We start from the raw sequence: 19,375 nt of genomic DNA, 5'->3' as shown, positions 1-19,375 counted from the left end.
CCCTACCCCGCTATCCGTACGGTCGTGTTGGCGCCCCAGATCGCCAGGCTGAGGAAGAAGTCGAGAATGTTGATCGCCACGATCGAGGTGCGCACGGCACGGCCCACGGCGACCCCGACACCGGCCGGGCCGCCGCTCGCGTAGTAGCCGTAGTAGCAGTGCACCAGGATGATCACGACGGCGAAGACGATCACCTTGCCGAAGGACCACAGGACGTCGACCGGCGGCAGGTACTGCTCGAAGTAGTGGTCGTAGGTGCCGGCCGACTGCCCGTAGTAGCCGGTGGTGATCGTGCGGGCCGCGAAGTACGAGGACAGCAGGCCCACCACGTACAGCGGGATCACCGCGACGAAGCCGGCGATCATCCGTGTCGTCACCAGGAACGGCAGCGAGGGGACGCCCATCACCTCGAGCGCGTCGGTCTCCTCGCTGATCCGCATGGCGCCCAGCTGCGCGGTGAACCCGGCGCCGACCGTCGCGGACAGCGCCAGGCCCGCCACCAGCGGCGCGATCTCCCGGGTGTTGAAGTACGCGGAGAGGAACGCCACGAAGTTCGACGTACCGAGCTGGTTGAGCGCCGCGTAGCCCTGGAGGCCGACCTCGGTACCGGTGAAGAACGACAGGAACGCGATCACCCCGACGGTCCCGCCGACGACGGCGAGCGCGCCGCGCCCGAAGCTCACCTCCGCGAGCAGCCGCAGGATCTCCTTCTTGTAGCGGCGCAGCGTCCGGCCGGTCCACGCCAGTGAACGGCCGTAGAAGACCAGCTGCCTGCCCAGCTCCTCGAGCTGCGGCGGCAACAGACGATTCATCAGCGGCATCGCTCAGCCCCTCTGCGGAACGATCTGGAAGTACACGGCGGTCATCACGAAGTTCGTCACGAACAGCAACATGAAGGTGATGACCACCGACTGGTTCACCGCGTCGCCGACCCCCTTCGGGCCGCCCTTCGCGGTCAGCCCCTTGTACGAGGCGACGATTGCCGCGATCGCCCCGAACACCAGGGCTTTCAGCTCGGCCGCCCACAGGTCGGAGAGCTGGGCGAGTGTGGTGAACGAGGCCAGATAGGCGCCCGGGGTGCCGTTCTGCAGCACCACGTTGAAGAAGTAGCCGCCGGCCACCCCGACCACCGAGACGAGGCCGTTGAGCAGCACCGCCACGAGCATGGTGGCCAGCACCCTCGGTACGACCAACCGGTGGATCGGGTCGATGCCCAGAACCTGCATCGCGTCGATCTCCTCGCGGATCTTCCGCGCTCCGAGATCCGCGCAGATCGCCGTGCCGCCCGCGCCCGCGATCAGCAGCGCGGTCACGATCGGCGATGCCTCCCGCAGCACCGCGAGGACCGACGCCGCGCCCGAGAACGACTGCGCGCCCAGCTGCCTCGTCAGAGAGCCGATCTGCAACGCGATCACCGCTCCGAACGGGATCGACACCAGCGCAGTCGGCAGGATCGTCACACTCGCGACGAACCATGCCTGCTGGATGAACTCCCTGACCTGGAAGGGCCGCTTGGGGATCGTGCGCAGCACGTCCAACCCCATGGCGAACAGGCTGCCGGACTGCCGCAGCGCCCCGACGGGCGACAGGCTCATGCGTCGCCCGCCCCTCCGCGCACCGACGCGCGCAACCGTCGCAGCGCCTCGCGGTCCGCGATCTCCGCCCATCGGGGCGGCCGTTCGATGCCCTCGGTCGGCAGCAGCCGCGGCGTCAGCTCGAGGACGCCCGGTACGGCGGCGTCCGCCGACTCACCGAGTTGCGCGAGCTCCTGCTCGACCTGGGCGGCGTCCTTCTCCTCCGCCATGCCGATCGGCCCCTGCATCCGCCCGTTGAGGAACTGCCGCACCACGGGCTCTTCGCTGGTCAGCAACTGCTCCCGCGGGCCGAACATCACCAGCTCGCGGCGGAACAGCAGCCCGATGTTGTCCGGGACCTGGCGGGCGGAGGCGATGTCGTGGGTGACGATGAGGAACGTGGCGTCGATCTGCGCGTTGAGATCGACGATCAGCTGGTTGAGATACGCCACACGCACCGGATCGAGACCCGAGTCCGGCTCGTCGAACAGGATGATCTCCGGGTCGAGCACCAGGGCCCGCGCCAGTCCGGCCCGCTTGCGCATACCGCCGGATATCTCGCCGGGCAGTTTGTCCTCTGCGCCGATCAGACCGACCATGTCCATCTTCTCGAGCACGATCCGGCGGATCTCGCCCTCCGGCTTGCGGGTGTGCTCGCGCAGCGGGAAGGCGATGTTGTCGTAGAGGTTCATGGAACCGAACAGCGCGCCGTCCTGGAACAGCACGCCGAACAGCTTCCGGACCTCGTAGAGCTCGTGCTCGCGCAGCGTCGTGATGTCCTGCCCGGCGATCCGGATCGACCCGCGCTCGGGCCGCAGCAGCCCCACAAGCGTCTTCAGGAACACGGACTTGCCGGTCCCGGAGGGCCCCAGCATGACGGAGACCTCCCCGGCGGGCAGCGTCAGGGAGACGTCCTGCCAGATGACCTGGCGCCCGAAGGACTTGGTGAGTCCCTCCACGCAGATCTCGACACCCATCCGGTACACCCTTCAGCCGTGGAGCGGTCCGACACCTGCTCTACGGGGAGGCGAGGGGCGTCCGTCGCGACGAGGCGAAGTTTTTTTCGACGGGGTTTCGTGGGGGTGTCGGCGGGAGCGGGTGCGGGGGCGCCTGACGGCGGGCCGTTTCCCCTACGCTCCCCTACGGCCCGGCGGTGTGGGGGGACCCTCCACTTTCCGGAACCGGGGAGAGCCCCGGACCCCACCGGGCTCCGCCCGGACCCGGCACCGCGCTCCGCGCGTTCCGGGGGCTCTGCCCCCTACGCCTGGCGGCGTGGCGGGGGGACCCCACCGGACCCCCGCGCCCCAATTTCCCCATACGGCTTGGCGGCCGTGGGAGGTGGCCCCGGCCGGGCTGATTCCGCGGAGCGAAATCCAGCCCGCCCAACGCTTGAGGGCACCGCGCGAAGCGCGGTACGGGCCCGGGCGGAGCCCGGTTCGGGAAGTGGGGGTCCCCCACGGCCGCCGGGCCGTAGGGCCGTAGGGGAGGGTAGGGGAACAGCCCGCGCAGTGGTTACGGCTGTGTCGGGAGAGGCGGCACGGTCGGCGGGACCGGCACGGGCGGGACCGGCGCCGACGGGATCGGCACAGTCGGAACCGACGGCGCCACGGTCGGTATCGACGCCGACGGAACCGGTGGCAGCGAAGACACCAGATCCTCCGCCGCCTCCGGCACCGGCAGCCCCGACACCGGCGGCGTCGACAGGGGCAGCGCAGGCAGCGGCACGCCGGGCAGTTCCGGCAGCGGCAGGCCCCGCTCTCCGGACGGGCGGGCCCCGCCCGGCGCGTCCTGGGTGGGGGCGGCCGACGGGGCGGCGTTCCCCGGCGCACCCGTACGGCCGGGTTCCGGTGCCCCGGACCCGGCCGCCTCCGTGACCGCCGGCGCCGCGGGGCTCGGCCGGGGGGTGTCGCCGTCATGGACGTACGGCAGGACCAGGCCCGCGACCGCGAGCGTCACCGCCGTCGAGGCGAGCGCCACCGCCTGGGCGTTGCCCCCGCTGCCCGGCCTGCCCCGGCCGCACAGCCACAGCACCAGCCCGAGCGTCGCCGCCAGAGAGTTGCGCAGGGTGCGGCGGGCGCGTGCCAGCAGGGACTCGACGGTGCGGTAGCTCAGGCCCATCTTCGTGGCGACCTGCCCGACGTCCAAGTCCTCCGCCTTCAGCCAGAGGGCCTCGGCCTGCCGGGCGGGCAGTTCCGAGCTGCGTACGGCGAGCCAGTTCGCCTCCGCCCGGTCGCAGACCGCCTCCTCGACGGGGACCGGGCCCGGGGGGTGCAGCCTCGGGCTGCTGCGTACCTGATCCTCCCGGTGGACCTGGCGGTGGCGGTCCACGCACAGCCGCATGGTCACCGTCGTCAGCCAGGCGCCCAGCCGTTCGTCGTCGAGGTCCGGGCGCTCCGCGGCTCGCAGCATCGCCTCGTGCACGGCGTCCTCGGCGTCCTCGGCGCTCACCGACCGGCGGCGGGCCACCTTGAGCAGGTCCTCGCGGTGACCCCAGGCACGCTGCCAGCGTTCCTGGGACTCCCTGCCCGGCCCGTCGGGCTGGGCAGGCTGCATGTCTGTAGCCATGAGGGCCCCTTCGCTCACACCGCCGGTCGCGTCCCTGCCCCGGCGGGTGGCGACATTACCGCCCGGTATCCGGGATTGTGGAGGGGCCTGCGTCCATCGAGTCCGTTCCGTTGCTGGTCAGTCCGCCGGAGCCGCCTGGCAGCAGGCCGTCGCCGGGCGGCTGCACGTCCGGGAGCGGCAGCAACGGCTCCGCCGGTTCATGGCTGCCGGCCGGCGCGGTGCTGCTCGGGCGCGGAGAGGGCGAGGAGGAGGGCCGGGCGGTCGGCCGGGTCGCGGCCGGTGCCGCCGTGGGCGACGGGGCCGCCGCGGGGCGCGGCCCGGCGGTGCGCCGCGGCTCCGGAGCGGCCGGGACGGACCGGGCGGGCCCGGCGGACGGGCCGCCGTTGTCCGGCACCACCCGGTGGCCGCCGAGGTAGTACGCGTACCAGGCCAGCACCGTCCGCAGGTAAGCCACGGAGTGGTTGTAGCCCAGGACGGCGCGCTCCAGGCCGGCCCGCTCCGACAGGTCCCGCCCTCCGGCACACAGGTACCGCCCGGCCGCGAGCGCCGCGTCGAAGATGTTCCCCGGGTCGGCACGGCCGTCGCCGTTGCCGTCGGCTCCCCAGTGCGCCCAGGTGGAGGGGATGAACTGCATGGGCCCCACGGCACGGTCGTACACCGTGTCCCCGTCGTACGCCCCGCCGTCGCTGTCCCTGATCAGCGCGAAGCCGTTGCCGTCCAGCCGCGGGCCGAGGATCGGAGAGAGCGAGGTGCCGTCGGGCAGGACCCGTCCGCCACGCGCCTGCCCGGACTCGACCTGGCCGATCGCGGCGAGCAGTTGCAGCCGCAGGCCGCAGGCCGGAGCGCTGCGCGCGAGCGAGGCCTCGGCGGCCCGGTAGGCGGCGAACACCGTAGCCGGGAGCGCCCCGGCCGCCGGAGCGGTGAAGACCCCCGGCGCCCGGACGTCCGCCGGCCCGGGCGTCCGCAGCGGCGGCAGTTCGGTGCGGTACACGCTGTCGCCGGAGACGGTCCCTCCCGTCGGCAGCGACTGCCGCTGCCCGGCCGGGACGGCGGTCCCGGGCCCTTGCGAGGCGGTGAGCGCCGCGACCGCCATGGCGGCTGCCGCCGTCGCCTTGACACCTCTGGCTACGCGTCCTGTCATGATGCAGACCCCTCCCTGTGCCACCGGTCCGGACGGAACCGGGACCGGCGTGGCTCTCGTCGTCTGCTCTACGCGGGACCGCCGCCGGTCCGTCGCGCCGCGACGCGCGTTCTCGTCCGGCGCCGGTGGAGGGGGAGCGGGCCAAGGCCTACGGGGCAGGCCCTAACGTGGAGGCATGGTGCGACTGAGAGTGGAGTTCACGACGGAGCCGTTCGACCTGGACGAGCCACCGCCGCACGCCGTGGCGGTGCGCGAGGTCGTGCAGGGCGCGGATCTGGACGCGGTGGACGTCGGACCGTTCGGCAACACCGCGGAGGGCGGCGCGGAGCAGGTGCTCGGCGCCGTCGACGCGTTGCTGCGCAAGGCGCTGGAGAACGGCGCGACCCGGGTCTCCCTCCAGGTCAACGTGGTGGAGGGCCAGGAATGACGGCGCTCGACCACGCGCTCGCCCAAGCGGTGAAGCCCCTCGTCGACGCCATGGGAGGAGTGTTGATCGAGCCCGGCGAGGCAGCGGAGGACGACGTCGTACTCAGCTGGGAGGGCGAGGAGGTCCTCGCGGTGCGCCTTCCGCAGCTCGCGGACTCGCTCGACCACATCCTCGCGGCGCTCGAGCGGCATCACGGCCGGCCCCTCGCCGAACTGGACCGTAAGACCAAGCAGTCGATCGTCCGGACGCTGGAGTCGCGCGGTGCGTTCTCCGTGCGGCACGGCGTGGAGACGGTCGCGGGTGCCCTCGGCGTCAGCCGCTTCACCGTCTACAACTACCTGAACCGGGACAAGAGTCCGTCAGGCGGCTGACGCCCCGCCGTCCGACATCGCACAGCACAGCGCCGGCCTCGATGAGTGCCGAGGCCGGCGCTGTGCCGTATGGAGGGGTCAGGAACCGCTGTCCGCGGCTGCGAAGCCGGACAGGCTGTCCGCCGACGGCAGGTATGCGGATCCCGGGAAGTCTCTGGCCTGGGGGAGGCCGCTGACGACGGGGAGTTCCCCGGCCGTCGCCGGAGGCTGCAGCACGGGGAGTTCGTCGGCCGCGGGCTATTCCGCCGCAGGCGGTTCGGCCGCGGGAACTTCGCCGGTCGCCGGGAGGTTCGCCGCGGGGGCGTCGCCGAGGCTCGGCAGGCTGCCGACGACGCCGTCGAGGATGCCGGTCACCAGGCCCAGAGTGCCGGTGACCGTGCCGAGGAGGCCCCCGAGCAGGTCGCCGAGGGCTGTGGTGACCCTCCGAGGGGGTCGTCCGCTGCGGCTTCTGCCACCACGGGCGGGGCGTGCGCGGGGGTGGCGAGGGCCACGGCGCCCAGGCTGAGGAGAGCGCTTGCAGCCGTACAGGCGGCGAAGTGACCAACACCTTTCATGTGCTTGCTCCTGGCCAAACCCGACATCGTTGTCGGTAGTACGTGCAACCGGAGGCGATGCTCCAGTCGAATGGGGACATGTCCGACACTGAGTCGTACGGGAACGGACGTCTCCACGTGCTGCTGCAACGGTGTCGGGTGCCGCGACCCGGCCCGCGAAAGGTGCGCAGGCCTTTGAGGCGGGGCCCCCGAGCGCAGACCGGGCGCCGCTTTTGTGACCGCAAGTTTTCAACAAAGTGTTGACGTCGCGTTGCCGGAGGGCGTTAGCTATCCGCAGCCCGTCCGACGCACCACGATGAAACAAGCCACGGAGGCTCCCGTGACTGCACTTCCGAACCCGGGCCTCGCCCGGTTCAACGCCTCCGAGGACAGTGCGGCCCTGGCCGCGCTGCACGAGGTGTGTGCCAGCTCGGCGTGGGGGAGCAAACTTCTCGCCCAGCGACCGTACGCCACCACCGAGGCCCTCTTCGAGGCCAGCGACGCCGCCATGGCCGAACTGACCGCCGAGGACCTGGCCGAGGCGATGGCGGGGCACCCGCCGATCGGCCGGCCCAAGCCCGGGGACCCGACCTCCTCCCGCGAACAGAGCGGGATGGCCGGTGCCTCCGAGGCCCTCAAGGCCGAAATGCTCGAGCTGAACCTTGCCTACCAGGACAAGTTCGGCCATGTCTTCCTGATCTGCGCGACCGGGCGTACCGGTGAGCAGATGCGGGACGCCGTACGCGAGCGGATCGGCAACTCGCCCGAACAGGAGCGGGAGATCGTCCGCGCCGAACTGGGCAAGATCAACCGCATCCGTCTGACCCGTCTCGCAGAGCCCGCAGAGGAACACAGCGCATGAGCACGGAAACCACGGCCTCGGTGTCCACGCACATCCTGGACACCAGCGTCGGACGCCCCGCCGAGGGCGTCGCCATCTCACTGTCCGCCCGTAGTGGCGCCAAGGACCAGTGGACGGCGCTCGGCGGTTCGAAGACCGACGCGGACGGGCGCTGCAAGGACCTGCCGGCCCTGCCGGAAGGCACGACACACGTACGTCTCGACTTCGAGACCGAGACGTACTTCGAGAACAAGCAAGCCGATGCGCAGCAGGACGCCCCCGCGAATCGGGACAGCGGTGCATCCGGTGTGTTCTTCCCGGAAGTGGCGATCACCTTCGCCGTCGTACCGGGCGAGCACTACCACGTACCGCTGCTGCTCAACCCGTTCGGCTACTCCGTTTACCGAGGGAGCTAGCAGACATGCCCACGATTCTCGGCCAGAACCAGTACGGCAAAGCAGAGAACCGAGTCGTCAAGATCACGCGGGACGGCGACACCCACCACATCAAGGACCTGAACGTCTCCGTCGCCCTCTCCGGCGACATGGACGACGTTCACTACTCCGGCTCCAACGCCAACGTCCTGCCGACCGACACCACCAAGAACACGGTGTTCGCGTTCGCCAAGGAGTACGGCATCGAGTCCGCCGAGCAGTTCGGGATCCACCTCGCCCGCCACTTCGTGACGAGCCAGGAGCCGATCCACCGGGCGCGCATCCGCATCGAGGAGTACTCCTGGGAGCGCATCGCGACCTCGGACAACAGCTCCAAGTTCATCGGCTCCGACGAGGTCAACCACTCCTTCGCCCGCAAGGGCCAGGAGCTGCGCACCGCCCAGATCACCTTCGACGGTGAGAAGTGGCAGGTCATCTCCGGCCTCAAGGACCTCACCGTCATGAACTCCACCAACTCGGAGTTCTGGGGCTACGTCAAGGACAAGTACACGACGCTCCAGGAGGCGTACGACCGCATCCTGTGCACCGATGTCTCCGCCGCCTGGCGCTACAACTGGACCAGCGACGAAGACCGGATGCCCAACTGGGAGAAGTCGTACGCGCAGGCCAAGAAGCACATCCTGCAGGCGTTCGCCGAGACGTACTCGCTCTCGCTCCAGCAGACCCTGTACCAAATGGGTTCGCGGGTCATCAACAGCCGCAGCGAGATCGATGAGATCCGCTTCTCCCTGCCGAACAACCACCACTTCCTGGTGGACCTCGAGCCGTTCGGCCTCAAGAACGACAACGAGGTCTACTTCGCGGCCGACCGTCCGTACGGCCTCATCGAGGCCACCGTCCTCCGGGACGGCGTCGAGCCGCAGATCCCGGTCGACATGACCAACCTCTGACGCGGTACCGGCCCGCCCCCGTCCGCCCGCAGCCGGGCGGGGGCATGCCGGACCGGAGGGAAGAACCATGGCACAGCCTGCAACGGAGCCGGCGGAAGTCTCCCAAGGCCCCCGCTCCGCACCGCTCGTCGTCCACCCCGTGGACGAGCAGCTCCCCCTCGCTCGGCTCGTTCCCGCCCTCGGCGAGATCTGCGACCGCCGCGGCGACGGGCGGACCAGCACCCGCGGACTGCGCACCGACGGCATCGCCACCCTCCTCGGACCCGTCTTCGGCGGCTTCCCGACCTCCGCGTTGAACGTGGGCGTGGTGTCCCTCACCCGGGTCGGCAGCCGCTACGTCGTCGCCGTCGCAGGCGGCGCCCTGCTGATCCTCGGCGCGTTCCCGGTCATCGGAGCGGTCGTCTCCCTCGTCCCGATGCCCGTGCTCGGCGGCGCCGGTGTCGTCCTGTTCGGCTCGATCGCCGTCAGCGGCATCCGCACCCTCTCCGAGGCCGGACTCGACGACAGCTCGAACATCGTCCTGGTGGCCGTCGCGCTCGGTGCGGGGATCATCCCGCTCGCCGCTCCCTCCTTCTACGCGGACTTCCCCGCATGGGCACAGACGGTGCTCGGCTCCGGCATCAGCGCCGGAGCGCTCGCTGCGGTGTCGCTCAACCTGTTCTTCCACCATCTCGGCACCCGCAGCCGCACGGCTGTGGCACTCAAAACCACCTAGGGTCCTGCCGTGCCCACCACGCCGCATCCCGAGAGAGAAGAAGGAAGCACCATGGCATCTTCGGCAGCCCCCGAGGGCGCGACCCCGCGCATCGTCATCGAGAACTGTGCGATCGCCACCGTCGACGCCAACGACACCGAATACGCCTCGGGCCACGTCGTCGTCGCGGGCAACAGGATCGAGTCCGTCGGTGCCGGCCAGGCCCCCCAGGGACTGACGAACGTCGTGCGCCGCATCGACGGCACCGGCCACCTCGTGACGCCGGGTCTTGTCAACACGCACCACCACTTCTACCAGTGGATCACCCGCGGCCTCGCCACCGACCACAACCTCTTCAACTGGCTGGTGGCGCTCTACCCGACCTGGGCGCGCATCGACGAGCCGATGGTCCGCGCCGCGGCCCAGGGCTCGCTCGCGATGATGGCCCGCGGCGGTGTCACCACCGCCATGGACCACCACTACGTCTACCCGCAGGGCTCGGGCGATCTGTCCGGCGCGGCCATCGGCGCCGCCCGCGAGATGGGCGTACGGTTCACCCTCGCCCGCGGCTCCATGGACCGCAGCGAGAAGGACGGCGGCCTGCCGCCGGACTTCGCGGTGGAGACTCTCGAGGGCGCCCTCGCCGCCACGGAGGAGACCGTCAAGCAGCACCACGACGCCTCCTTCGACGCCATGACGCAGGTCGCCGTCGCGCCGTGCTCCCCGTTCTCCGTCTCCACCGAACTGCTCAAGCAGGGCGCCGAGTTGGCACGCCGTCTCGGGGTGCGCCTGCACACCCACGGCTCGGAGACCGTCGAGGAGGAGCAGTTCTGCAAGGAGCTCTTCGGCCTCGGCCCGACCGACTACTTCGAGTCGACCGGCTGGCTCGGCGAGGACGTGTGGATGGCGCACTGCGTCCACATGAACGACTCCGACATCGAGGCGTTCGCCCGCACGCGCACCGGCGTCGCGCACTGCCCCTCCTCCAACGCGCGACTGGCCGCCGGCATCGCCCGTGTCCCCGACATGCTCAAGGCCGGCGTGCCGGTGGGCCTCGGCGTCGACGGCACCGCGTCCAACGAGTCCGGCGAGCTGCACACCGAACTGCGCAACGCCCTGCTGATCAACCGGCTCGGCGCCCACCGCGAGGCGGCGCTCAATGCCCGCCAGGCGCTGCGGCTCGGTACGTACGGCGGCGCGCAGGTCCTCGGCCGCGCCGAGCAGATCGGCTCGCTCGAGCCGGGCAAGCTCGCCGACCTGGTGCTGTGGAAGCTGGACACACTCGCGCACTCCTCCATCGCCGACCCGGTCGTCGCGCTCGTCTTCGGCGCGGCCGCGCCGGTGACGCTCTCCCTCGTCGACGGCAAGCCCGTCGTCGAGGCGAACCACCTCACCAGGGTGGACGAGGACGCCATCGCCCGCTCCACGCGGGACGAGGCACAGCGCCTCGCGCGGATCGCCGCGCAGGGCTGACCCAAGGAAGTCCGGCCGGGGGGGACGGCCCCCGGCCGGCGGCCGTGGACCCGAGCGGGGTCCACGGCAACTGTCACCGGGGGGTGCGTACAACAGAGAGTGCGTGCTCCCCGGTGGTGGTGACTCGCGCCTCCGGGCGCGGGGCACCGACCGCACCACCGGTTCGGGCGACCCGGTACGTGCACATGCACCACCCGCACCACCTCCTTGACACCACATGTCACGCAAGACGTGTTACCCGACCGGAGGCACCGCCGTGGCCGCGCACAATCCGACCGCCGATGCAGCAGACCGGAAGCATCCGGTCGACGAGACACTGCCCCCCTTCAAGATGTTCACCAGCGGCCTGCAACATGTGGCCGCCATGTACGCGGGAGTGGTGGCCCCGCCCATGATCGTGGGGCCCGCCGTGGGCCTCGACGCCAAGGACACCGCGTTCCTGATGGGCGCGAGCCTGTTCACCGCAGGCATAGCCACCCTGCTCCAGACCCTCGGCTTCTGGCGCGTCGGCGCCCGGCTGCCGTTCGTCAACGGCGTCTCCTTCGCCGGCGTGACCCCGATGGTCGCCATCGGCAGGGACCGGGGCTACGACGGGATCGCCGTCATCTTCGGCGCGATCATCGTCGCCAGCGTGTTGGGCTTCGTGCTCACCCCGTACTTCTCCAAACTGGTCCGGTTCTTCCCGCCCGTCGTCACCGGCACGGTCATCACCCTGATCGGTGTGTCCCTGCTCCCCGTCGCCTTCAACTGGTCCCAGGGCGGCAACTCCACGGCCGACGACTACGGTTCCATGACGAACGTCGGCATGGCCGCCCTCACGTTCGTGATCGTGCTGGCGCTGCGGAAACTGCTGCGGGGCTTCCTCCAGCAGATCGCCATCCTGCTCGGCCTCGTCGTGGGCACGATTGTCGCCGTCCCGCTGGGCATGACCACCCTCGACGCGATCAAGGACGCCGGGATCGTCGGCTTCCCGACCCCGTTCCACTTCGGCGCACCGCAGTTCGAGATCGCCGCGATCGTGTCCATGTGCATCGTGATGCTGGTCTGCATGACCGAGTCCACCGCCGACATGCTCGCGCTCGGCAGGATCGTCGACCGCCCGGCCGACGAGCGCACCATCGAGGGCGGCTTGCGCGCCGACACCCTCGGCTCTGCCATCAGCCCACTGTTCAACGGGTTCATGTGCAGCGCCTTCGCCCAGAACATCGGGCTGGTCGCCATGACGAAGGTCCGCAGCCGGTTCGTCGTCGCCGCGGGCGGCGGCATCCTGATCCTGCTCGGCCTCTGCCCGGTCGCCGCCTCCGTCATCGCACTCGTGCCGCTGCCCGTCCTCGGCGGCGCCGGCATCGTGCTCTTCGGTTCGGTCGCGGCCAGCGGGATCCAGACGTTGGCCACAGCCGCGTTGGAGAAGGGCGAGAACGCGCTGATCGTCGCCGCCGCCGTCGGAATCGGCCTGATCCCGATCGCCGCGCCGGAGTTCTACCACGCCTTTCCCGAGGACGCGCTTGTCGTCCTGGACTCGGGCATCTCGACGGGGTGCATTGTGGCGATCCTGCTGAACCTCGCGTTCAACCACTTCGGCAGGAAGGGAAGCGAGCAGGAGGACTCCCTGTCCCCGCAGAGCGGAGCCGCGGCTTCCGAGCCGGCCGCCGTCCACTGACACCGTCCGCCGCTGGGTGAGGCCGCGCGGCCCCACCCAGGGGCGGGCGGCTCAGGCGGTGTTGTTCGCCAGCGCGACGAGCCGGGTGATGGAGCCGTTGAACTTGTTGCGGTCCACGTCGCCCGCGACGCCGCCGACGCGGCCGGTCGCCGTGTACTGCCAGAAGGTCCACGTGGGGAACCCGTTCGGGACGTTGGGGCTGCTGACGCCCCAGTGGGCGATCCACAGGGGCGCCTTGGCGGACATCCCGGTCCAGTTGCCGGTGCAGGTGTTCCACCAGCTCGCGGTCGTGTAGATGACGACGTCCCGGCTGGTGCGCGCTTTGTACGTGGTGTAGAAGTCGTTGATCCAGGTGCGCATCTGGGTCGTCGACAGCCCGTAGCACATGGCGCCGGACGGGTTGTGTTCGATGTCGAGGACGCCGGGCAGTGTCTTGTTGTCGCGGGACCAGGCACCGCCGTTGGAGGCGAAGTAGTTGGCCTGCGTCGCCCCGTTCGATGCGTTCGGGCGGGCGAAGTGATAGGCCCCGCGGACCAGGCCGGCGTTGTACGCGTCCGTGTAGTTCGTGCCGAAGCGGGAGTCCTTGAAACTGGTGCCCTCGGTGGCCTTGATGTAGGCGAAGTCGATCCCGGCGCCCTTCACCGAGCTCCAATTGATCGCGCCCTGCCAGTGGGAGACGTCGATTCCCTGGACGCCGCTGGTCTCCAGGGGGCCGAGCACACCGCCGCTGTCCGAGGCGTGGGGCTGCTCGAGACGGGTGCCCGCGCCCATCCACGCCTGGCCGGGCTTGACGGGCTGGTCGGCCGGGGGCGGCGCGGCGACGGCCGGACCCGTGCTCGTGAGGAGGAGGGCACCGGCTGAGACCAGGGTGCCGATGAGTGTGGCGGTCTTCGATCTTGCACGACGCGCGAATCCGGCTCGGGACACAGGCATGACTGCCTCCTGGCAGGTGGGGGACCGGCGGACGGGTGTGCGCCGACGACTTCACGGTGGGACACAAAGTCATGGACACGTCACATGAGTAGGCCAGTGTGACGCCGGGGCGTAAAGAGGTGGTGGAAAGTCCCTGTGGCCCAGACCTGTGGCGATTCGCCCGAGCTGGGACAACGCCCGGAACAGCGCGGCAAGTTTCAGCGGCCGGGGCCCGTTTTCCCTACTCGATGCGGTAACTGTCCCCGTAGACCCGCCACCGCAGAGGCAGTTCGAGGTCGAACTTTCCCTCCCGGACGAACACCCGCTGCGCCGTCTCTACCCGGCTCGTGTCGGAGTGCGACGGCTCCCGGCGGATCGCCTCCACCCGGGCGTCAAGGAACGCGTCCAGATACGCCGCCTCGTCGCCGCCCTCCGACGGCGGCTCGGCCTCGCGCAACGCCTTCTCGCGCAGCGCACGGAAGCCGACCGACCCCCGGGACGCGTCCGCGCCGTGCATCACATACGCGTCGAAGTAGATGAACTGCCCGAGCGCGCCTAGGCCGTCGCTCTCGCCCTGCCGCACCGCGGGCGTGAGGTACTGCCGGTCCCGCTCGGCGTCCTGCGCAGCGCGGAACGCCGGATCCGACGCCGCCGCCCGCGCCCACGCCTTGGTGAACGCCGGGCCGAGGCCCCGGTGCGAGTCGCTGCCGACGACGGCGCGCAGAGCCGGGAGGTAGGGCGCGAGAGCGTTGCCGGGCCGGTCCTTCGTGTAGCGCTCGATGACCGCCAACATGTCGCCGGTGCCCGAGCAGAAGCCGATGATGCCGGCGGTGTAGCCGCGGCCGTCGCCGATGTCCTCGATGTACCGGTACTGCGCCCGCCAGTCGAGGGAGGAGTTCTCCGCGCTGGAGACGAGCCGCATGGCGATGTCCCTCTTCGCCGGATCGTCGAGCCCGCCGCCGTCACGGGCGCCGTCTCGGGCGCAGGCGGTGCACGCGGCGACAGCGACCACGAGCGCGAGCAGTACGCGCAGCACGGACTTCACGGACTTCACGGCGGATCCCCCTCCCGGGGGGCATGGTCAGACCCCCGGCCACATCATCAGATTACTGAACAGCTCCGCCTGTTCGATCGCGTCGTCCAGCGCATGGTGCGTATGCCGCCGCCGCGACAGCAGCTCCCGCGGCATCGTCCCCTTCGACACCGCCCGCAGCGGCACCCCCGCCTTCGTCGCGTACAACGTCTTCATGTCCATGCATCCGGAGTGCCCGAACGGGCTCGAGCCGGTGAACCGCACCTGGTACCAGTACAGGAACATCCAGTCGTACGGCGCCGGATAGCCGCACATCACCGGCTGCGCACCCCCGTGCGCCGCGCGCATCTCCTCCACCCAGGCGCCGAACTGCGCCATGGCGACCGCCGGTTCGCAGCCCTCGGCCACGAGGCGGTCCCGGTCGAGGCCGCTCACCGCGAGCGCCTGCGGGTCGAAGTCTTCGCTGACGGGCCGAAGCTCACGGTAGAAGGTGTGCTCCTCCGGATCGGCCGGCTCGTACCCCGCGCCGTCCTGGCGGCCGGCCACCGCCGCGCCGAAGCTGAGCATCGAGAACGGGCCGGGGACCGGCCCGTCGGCCTCGACGTCGACCGAGATGTACAGGCTGGGCTTCACACTGCGTGTCATGACCGGAGCATCGCACCGACGCCCGCCCGCGATCATCCGGTTTCCCGCCCGGCGTCCGGGCCGGCTCAATCCCCCGGACGCCGGTCGGGCCGCCGCCCGCTGTCCGTGCGGGCGGGGTCGGCTCAGCCGGCCGGATGCCAGTCGGGCCGCCGCCCGCTGAACCCGACCACCCGGTCCAGCAGCGACGCGTCGTCCGGCACGGCCACCGGCGGGCCGAAGATCCCGTCGCGCAGCGAGTCGTCATCCGTCGGCCGCACGATCTCGTACGACACCGCCGCACTCGCCTCACCGGGGTCGTACGCCTGCCCCGTCGCCCGGGCCAGGTCCCAGCCGTGGATCACCAGCTCGTTCAGCGCGACGCGGCCGGCGATGTCCGCCGGCAGGTCCACGCCACCGGCCCGGGTCATGCCCTGCCAGGCCTCCGGACGCCGCCAGGCCTCCGCGAGCTCGTTCAGCCGTACCGGAATTCTGGCGCGCCAGCCGTCCTCGAGGACCGGAAGCGCCGCATCGGGGGACGTGTCGGTCGTCGGCCCGAGAGCCTTGCGTGCCGCGTCCCGGAAGGCGAGGCAGAGCCCGTCGACATGGGCCAGCAGTTCCCGCACGGCGTACTCGGGGCAGGGCGTCGGATCCCCCAGCCGCTCGTCGCCGATCGCTTCGAGCAGCCCGGTCACGGCCCGGGCGGCGGGAGTGAAGTCGGGCAGGGAAGTGGTGTCGGAAGTGTTCATACAGTGCAGACCGGTCGCCGCGGAGGAACTCATCGCCCCGCGGGTAATCCGTACTCGCTCGATCGGGCTAACCCCCGGCCCGGAAGGATCTCGGGCGCCGCCCACCCTCATACGCTCACCAGGTGACTCGTACGAACGCCCTGAACACCGGCCGCGACGACTTCCTCACCTGGGCGACCGAGGAAAGAGGTGTCGCCCTGCCCGCACGCACCACGGACGCGGTGCTGACGATGCTCGCGCTGCGCGGCGCCGACCGCCGGGCCGGTGTGCCGGAGCCGACGCCCGCGCTGCTGCGGCAGGTACTGCACGAGGACCTGCCGCAGCTGCTGTGCGCCGGCGACGACGAGCTGGACGCCGTACCGGACATCCTCACCCTCCTCGCCGACCGGGTCCGCGCCGCCGGCCGACTCAACGCCAAGCGTCACGCACGGCTGCTCGCCGCCGTCGAGGACGCCGTGCCCGGCTTCCGCCGCGCCATGGCCGACCCCGCGAACCTGACCTGGCACCGCTGGTACGCGTCGCTGCTGACCGCCGACGGAGTCGACCCGGACGACGCCGACGCGGTGGGGGCGTGGCTCGACGCCCACGAGAGCGCCCCGCACGCCGACCGGCCGGTCCTGCCCGAGCCGCTGCACCGCTCCGACCTCGCCGACCGGACATTCGCCGTACGGGCCCGGCTCGGCGAGGCGCTGCTCGCCGCGTTCGCCCGCGACACCCGCGAGACCTCCCCGGCCGGTCCGCTGCTGCCCACGCCGCCGCTGGACGCCGACCGTCCCGACGAAGCGCTCGCCGACGAACTGGAGCGCATCGCCGCCGCGGTGACCGACCGCTGGACCGCGGCAGGTCTCGCGGAGGCGTTCGCCGCCCGGCACGCGGTCCTCGCACCCGGACCGGAGACGATGCCGCACGTCGCGCTCGCCGACCGCATGCTCGACGAGCACCTCGACTACTACGGCGACTCGTCGATCCCCCTGCCACCTCCACCGGCCGTCCCCGCGCCCGACGAGATCCGGGGCCTGCTGCACGCCGCCCCGCTGCCCGCGTCCCTCGCGGCCGGGACCTTCGACGACGAGCTGCGCGAAGTCTCCGAACGCTGCGGCCTGCCCGGTACCGCCACCGCCGTGTGGACCGACGGCACCCCACAGGAACTCGTCGAACTGGCCGCCGACATTCTGGCTGCCCAGGCCGAACGGCTGCCGCTGGTCACCGGCCCGCAGGAGGCGTACTCGTTCGACGCCGCGCACATCCTCTACTCGCTGTACGAACGCGGCAGCACCCCCGACTCGGTCGCCCGAAAGGTCGCCGACGCGAAGGCCGACGGCCTGCCGCCCGAACTGGAGGACGCCCCGACGCCCGTACCGGGCCACGCCCCCGACGCCTACGAGACCCCGTCGCCCGAGGAGTTGTCCGTACTGCTCGGCATGCCCGGCCGTACGGAGGCCGACCGCGCCGAACTCGACGCACCGGCGCGGGGTCTGGCGGCGCTCATCGACCAACTGGCCGCGACGGGCTGCGTCTTCCGCACAGGCGACACCTACGGTCTCACCCCGCTCGGCGCCGCCGTCATGCGCCACGTGCTCACCGCCGGCCATGCCGCCGCCCCCGACCAGGACACCGTAGCGGGCTGGAACGCGGCCGAGACCGTCGCCGCCACCCGCCACTGGCCCCCCCGGCTCGCCGCCGCCGCGCTCGCAGCGTGGGCCGCACGCCGCGGCGGCACGGACGAGGCCTGGCGCACGCTGCTCGACGCCGTCTCCGAGGCCAAGGCCGACGACGTCGACGCCGCCCGTACGTCCGAGTACTTCGCCCGCCTCGACCTCGCCGCCGTCCCCGGCACCGTGCTGCGCGCCGCGCTCGGCGATCCGGTGATCGGCGCCGCCGCCCGCAGACTGCTCATGGCCCGAGGAGAGTCCGTGCCCGAGGACACGGTCCCGCTCACCGCGCGCGCCGCGGTGCTGGTCGAGGAGCTGGACCAGCGCTGGATCGACGACATGCTCGCCTACGTGAAGCGCCTCCACGACGCCGGCGAGCCCGGCGTCCCGGACGTGGCCGACATCCCGCCGACGAGCCTGCTCCCCGCCTTCGACGCGGCGGCAGCGACGTGGCCGGGCGGCGCCACGGCCCTTGCCGACGCCCTGGCGCAGGCCGACCCCAACACGTCGTTCCGCATTCTGAATACCCTGCACGGCCACCATCCGGACCGCACGGTGGCGGACGCGGCGGCGCACGCGAACAAGACGGCGCAGCGGTCGACGTCCCGGAGCCGCCGCTGAGGCGGCGGCGGCCGGCATTGCTGATGGGGCCGTTCCGTCGCCCGGCCGGGGTCAGCGCCGGCGGTGGTGGCCCAACAGCCGCGCCTGCTCACTCTTCAGGCGGGCGAAGCGGTCGCGGGTGTACTCCCTGAGGGCCCGGCCCGGAAAGTGGATCACGGACAGGTGCTCCTCGAAGTCGCCCTCGTCCCATCGGGCCGCCGTGATCTCGTAACCGGAGACGTGGGCGCACAGTTCCAGCAGCACGGGAGGCATCTCCTCCTCGATGAGGAGGTCCGCCTTGGTGACGACCACGTCGCGCATCGCCCGGATGTTGGGTATGAACACCGTCGTGGCCCATGTGCGCCACCGGGCAAGCTCCTGCTCGGTGGGCGGGATTTCGTGACGGAACGGATCACGCCCGTCCGGCCGGGCGTAGGTGGCGGCAAAGGTGTCGTAGACACGGCTGTTGGCCTCCATCCCTCTTCTTCGGAGGGAATCCCCGCCTTCAGGCGGGGAAGGAATCCGATCCTGAGCGCTGCGGCGCGGAGTGCCGCAGCATCGCTTCAGAGTGCTCTGCGACGATAGCCGCGCTCAGTTCGGCCGCTTCTGGTTCTCAATGTAGTCCTTGACCACCTGGAGCGGCGCGCCGCCGCAGCTTCCTGCGAAGTAGGAGCCGGACCAGAAGCGACCGTGCATGGTGGCCTGGTTGACGCGGCCGGTGAACTCGGCTCGCAGGTACCGCGAGCTGACGCCCTTGAGGCTGTTGACCAGGCTGGAGAGAGCGACTTTCGGCGGGTAGTGCACGAGCAGGTGGACGTGGTCCTCTTCGCCGTTGAACTCGGTCAGGTCCGCTCCGAAGTCGGTGCATACGTTTCGCATGATCTCTTCGCAGCGTGTCAGCATCTCGTCGTTGAAGACGTTGCGCCGGTATTTGGTGAGGAACACCAAGTGTGCGTGAAGGTTGTAGACTACGTGACGGCCGCGCCGTATGTCGGGGTTTGGTTCCCAGCGTGGTGACATGCACCAAGTTTAGTGCGGTCGGCGGAATCGACGCGGAGGGGGGCTGGATGATCCGTGCGTACACGTTCTTCATGCGGCCCACCGTCCGTCAGGAACAGGCCCTTCGCGAGATGCTGCGGGATCACTGCTCCCTCTACAACGGTGCGTTGCAGGAACGCCGGGAC

Annotated in this window: 21 protein-coding genes and 1 pseudogene; 10 read left to right on the top strand and 12 right to left on the bottom strand. The window is 71.0% G+C overall.

What is annotated here, in order from left to right; all coding sequences use genetic code 11:
* Positions 1-2 precede the first annotated feature (2 nt).
* The 5 genes from ACIQ7Q_RS31220 to ACIQ7Q_RS31200 form a co-directional block, all read right to left on the bottom strand.
* Positions 3-821: an ABC transporter permease gene (locus ACIQ7Q_RS31220; protein ID WP_365939024.1), complete on the bottom strand. Its 819-nt coding sequence runs from the start codon at positions 819-821 to the stop codon at positions 3-5.
* A 3-nt stretch (positions 822-824) separates the two neighbouring features.
* Positions 825-1,595, bottom strand: coding sequence for an ABC transporter permease (locus ACIQ7Q_RS31215; RefSeq protein ID WP_159685103.1), 771 nt, complete (start codon positions 1,593-1,595; stop codon positions 825-827).
* The gene (locus tag ACIQ7Q_RS31210; RefSeq protein ID WP_403869536.1) at positions 1,592-2,551 is read right to left on the bottom strand and encodes an ABC transporter ATP-binding protein; all 960 of its coding nucleotides are present in this window, start codon (positions 2,549-2,551) and stop codon (positions 1,592-1,594) included. Before ACIQ7Q_RS31210 ends, ACIQ7Q_RS31215 begins: the two co-directional genes overlap by 4 nt.
* Before the next feature lie 535 nt (positions 2,552-3,086).
* Positions 3,087-4,139, bottom strand: a complete 1,053-nt coding sequence (locus tag ACIQ7Q_RS31205) for a sigma-70 family RNA polymerase sigma factor (RefSeq protein WP_403869534.1) — start codon at positions 4,137-4,139, stop codon at positions 3,087-3,089.
* Positions 4,140-4,194: 55 nt separating this feature from the next.
* Positions 4,195-5,280: a lytic transglycosylase domain-containing protein gene (locus tag ACIQ7Q_RS31200; protein ID WP_403869531.1), complete on the bottom strand. Its 1,086-nt coding sequence runs from the start codon at positions 5,278-5,280 to the stop codon at positions 4,195-4,197.
* Positions 5,281-5,458: 178 nt separating this feature from the next.
* On the opposite strand from ACIQ7Q_RS31200, the gene ACIQ7Q_RS31195 reads away from it, so the two are divergent.
* Together ACIQ7Q_RS31195 and ACIQ7Q_RS31190 are read left to right on the top strand one after the other, a co-directional pair.
* On the top strand, positions 5,459-5,707 hold the full coding sequence (locus ACIQ7Q_RS31195) for a hypothetical protein (RefSeq protein WP_189475030.1): 249 nt from the start codon (positions 5,459-5,461) through the stop codon (positions 5,705-5,707).
* Positions 5,704-6,078 carry a helix-turn-helix domain-containing protein gene (locus ACIQ7Q_RS31190; RefSeq protein ID WP_403869528.1) on the top strand — a complete coding sequence of 125 codons (375 nt, stop codon included), beginning with the start codon at positions 5,704-5,706 and terminating at the stop codon, positions 6,076-6,078. The genes ACIQ7Q_RS31195 and ACIQ7Q_RS31190 overlap by 4 nt, the downstream gene beginning before the upstream one ends.
* A gap of 78 nt (positions 6,079-6,156) precedes the next feature.
* On the opposite strand, the gene ACIQ7Q_RS31185 is transcribed toward ACIQ7Q_RS31190, so the two are convergent.
* Entirely contained in the window at positions 6,157-6,294 is a 138-nt protein-coding gene (locus tag ACIQ7Q_RS31185) for a hypothetical protein (RefSeq protein WP_403869525.1), read from the bottom strand.
* A 633-nt stretch (positions 6,295-6,927) separates the two neighbouring features.
* On the opposite strand from ACIQ7Q_RS31185, the gene uraD reads away from it, so the two are divergent.
* The 6 genes and pseudogenes from uraD (at position 6,928) to ACIQ7Q_RS31155 (ending at position 12,624) form a co-directional block, all read left to right on the top strand.
* Positions 6,928-7,473, top strand: coding sequence for a 2-oxo-4-hydroxy-4-carboxy-5-ureidoimidazoline decarboxylase (gene uraD / locus ACIQ7Q_RS31180; RefSeq protein ID WP_403869522.1), 546 nt, complete (start codon positions 6,928-6,930; stop codon positions 7,471-7,473).
* Positions 7,470-7,868 (top strand): hydroxyisourate hydrolase, encoded by a 399-nt coding sequence (gene uraH / locus ACIQ7Q_RS31175; protein WP_403869519.1) that lies wholly within the window; start codon positions 7,470-7,472, stop codon positions 7,866-7,868. The genes uraD and uraH overlap by 4 nt, the downstream gene beginning before the upstream one ends.
* A 5-nt stretch (positions 7,869-7,873) precedes the next feature.
* Positions 7,874-8,797: a factor-independent urate hydroxylase gene (gene pucL, locus ACIQ7Q_RS31170; protein WP_403869517.1), complete on the top strand. Its 924-nt coding sequence runs from the start codon at positions 7,874-7,876 to the stop codon at positions 8,795-8,797.
* Between the two features lie 175 nt (positions 8,798-8,972).
* Positions 8,973-9,512, top strand: a pseudogene (locus ACIQ7Q_RS31165) (solute carrier family 23 protein); the annotation flags it as partial.
* Positions 9,513-9,563: 51 nt separating this feature from the next.
* On the top strand, positions 9,564-10,964 hold the full coding sequence (locus ACIQ7Q_RS31160; RefSeq protein WP_403869515.1) for an 8-oxoguanine deaminase: 1,401 nt from the start codon (positions 9,564-9,566) through the stop codon (positions 10,962-10,964).
* Between the two features lie 217 nt (positions 10,965-11,181).
* Positions 11,182-12,624, top strand: a complete 1,443-nt coding sequence (locus ACIQ7Q_RS31155; protein WP_403869512.1) for a nucleobase:cation symporter-2 family protein — start codon at positions 11,182-11,184, stop codon at positions 12,622-12,624.
* Between the two features lie 51 nt (positions 12,625-12,675).
* On the opposite strand, the gene ACIQ7Q_RS31150 is transcribed toward ACIQ7Q_RS31155, so the two are convergent.
* The 4 genes from ACIQ7Q_RS31150 to ACIQ7Q_RS31135 form a co-directional block, all read right to left on the bottom strand.
* Positions 12,676-13,557, bottom strand: coding sequence for a lysozyme (locus ACIQ7Q_RS31150; protein ID WP_403869509.1), 882 nt, complete (start codon positions 13,555-13,557; stop codon positions 12,676-12,678).
* 220 nt (positions 13,558-13,777) lie between these two features.
* Positions 13,778-14,581, bottom strand: coding sequence for a chitosanase (locus tag ACIQ7Q_RS31145; protein WP_403869803.1), 804 nt, complete (start codon positions 14,579-14,581; stop codon positions 13,778-13,780).
* A gap of 36 nt (positions 14,582-14,617) precedes the next feature.
* Positions 14,618-15,214, bottom strand: coding sequence for an exonuclease (locus ACIQ7Q_RS31140; RefSeq protein ID WP_403869507.1), 597 nt, complete (start codon positions 15,212-15,214; stop codon positions 14,618-14,620).
* Between the two features lie 122 nt (positions 15,215-15,336).
* On the bottom strand, positions 15,337-15,939 hold the full coding sequence (locus ACIQ7Q_RS31135) for a TIGR03086 family metal-binding protein (protein ID WP_403869504.1): 603 nt from the start codon (positions 15,937-15,939) through the stop codon (positions 15,337-15,339).
* Positions 15,940-16,061: 122 nt separating this feature from the next.
* Between ACIQ7Q_RS31135 and ACIQ7Q_RS31130 the strand changes: the two genes are divergently transcribed.
* The gene (locus ACIQ7Q_RS31130) at positions 16,062-18,212 is read left to right on the top strand and encodes a hypothetical protein (RefSeq protein WP_403869501.1); all 2,151 of its coding nucleotides are present in this window, start codon (positions 16,062-16,064) and stop codon (positions 18,210-18,212) included.
* 51 nt (positions 18,213-18,263) lie between these two features.
* On the opposite strand, the gene ACIQ7Q_RS31125 is transcribed toward ACIQ7Q_RS31130, so the two are convergent.
* Together ACIQ7Q_RS31125 and tnpA are read right to left on the bottom strand one after the other, a co-directional pair.
* Positions 18,264-18,668, bottom strand: a complete 405-nt coding sequence (locus tag ACIQ7Q_RS31125) for a hypothetical protein (RefSeq protein WP_403869498.1) — start codon at positions 18,666-18,668, stop codon at positions 18,264-18,266.
* Positions 18,669-18,782: 114 nt separating this feature from the next.
* On the bottom strand, positions 18,783-19,211 hold the full coding sequence (tnpA, locus tag ACIQ7Q_RS31120) for an IS200/IS605 family transposase (RefSeq protein ID WP_403869495.1): 429 nt from the start codon (positions 19,209-19,211) through the stop codon (positions 18,783-18,785).
* Between the two features lie 47 nt (positions 19,212-19,258).
* Between tnpA and ACIQ7Q_RS31115 the strand changes: the two genes are divergently transcribed.
* The coding region (locus tag ACIQ7Q_RS31115) for a helix-turn-helix domain-containing protein (RefSeq protein WP_403869800.1) at positions 19,259-19,375 on the top strand (117 nt) is incomplete at its 3' end.

The organism is Streptomyces sp. NPDC096176, assembly GCF_044763255.1.
Taxonomy (GTDB): Bacteria; Actinomycetota; Actinomycetes; order Streptomycetales; family Streptomycetaceae; genus Streptomyces.
This window is presented reverse-complemented; position numbering and strand designations above follow the sequence as displayed.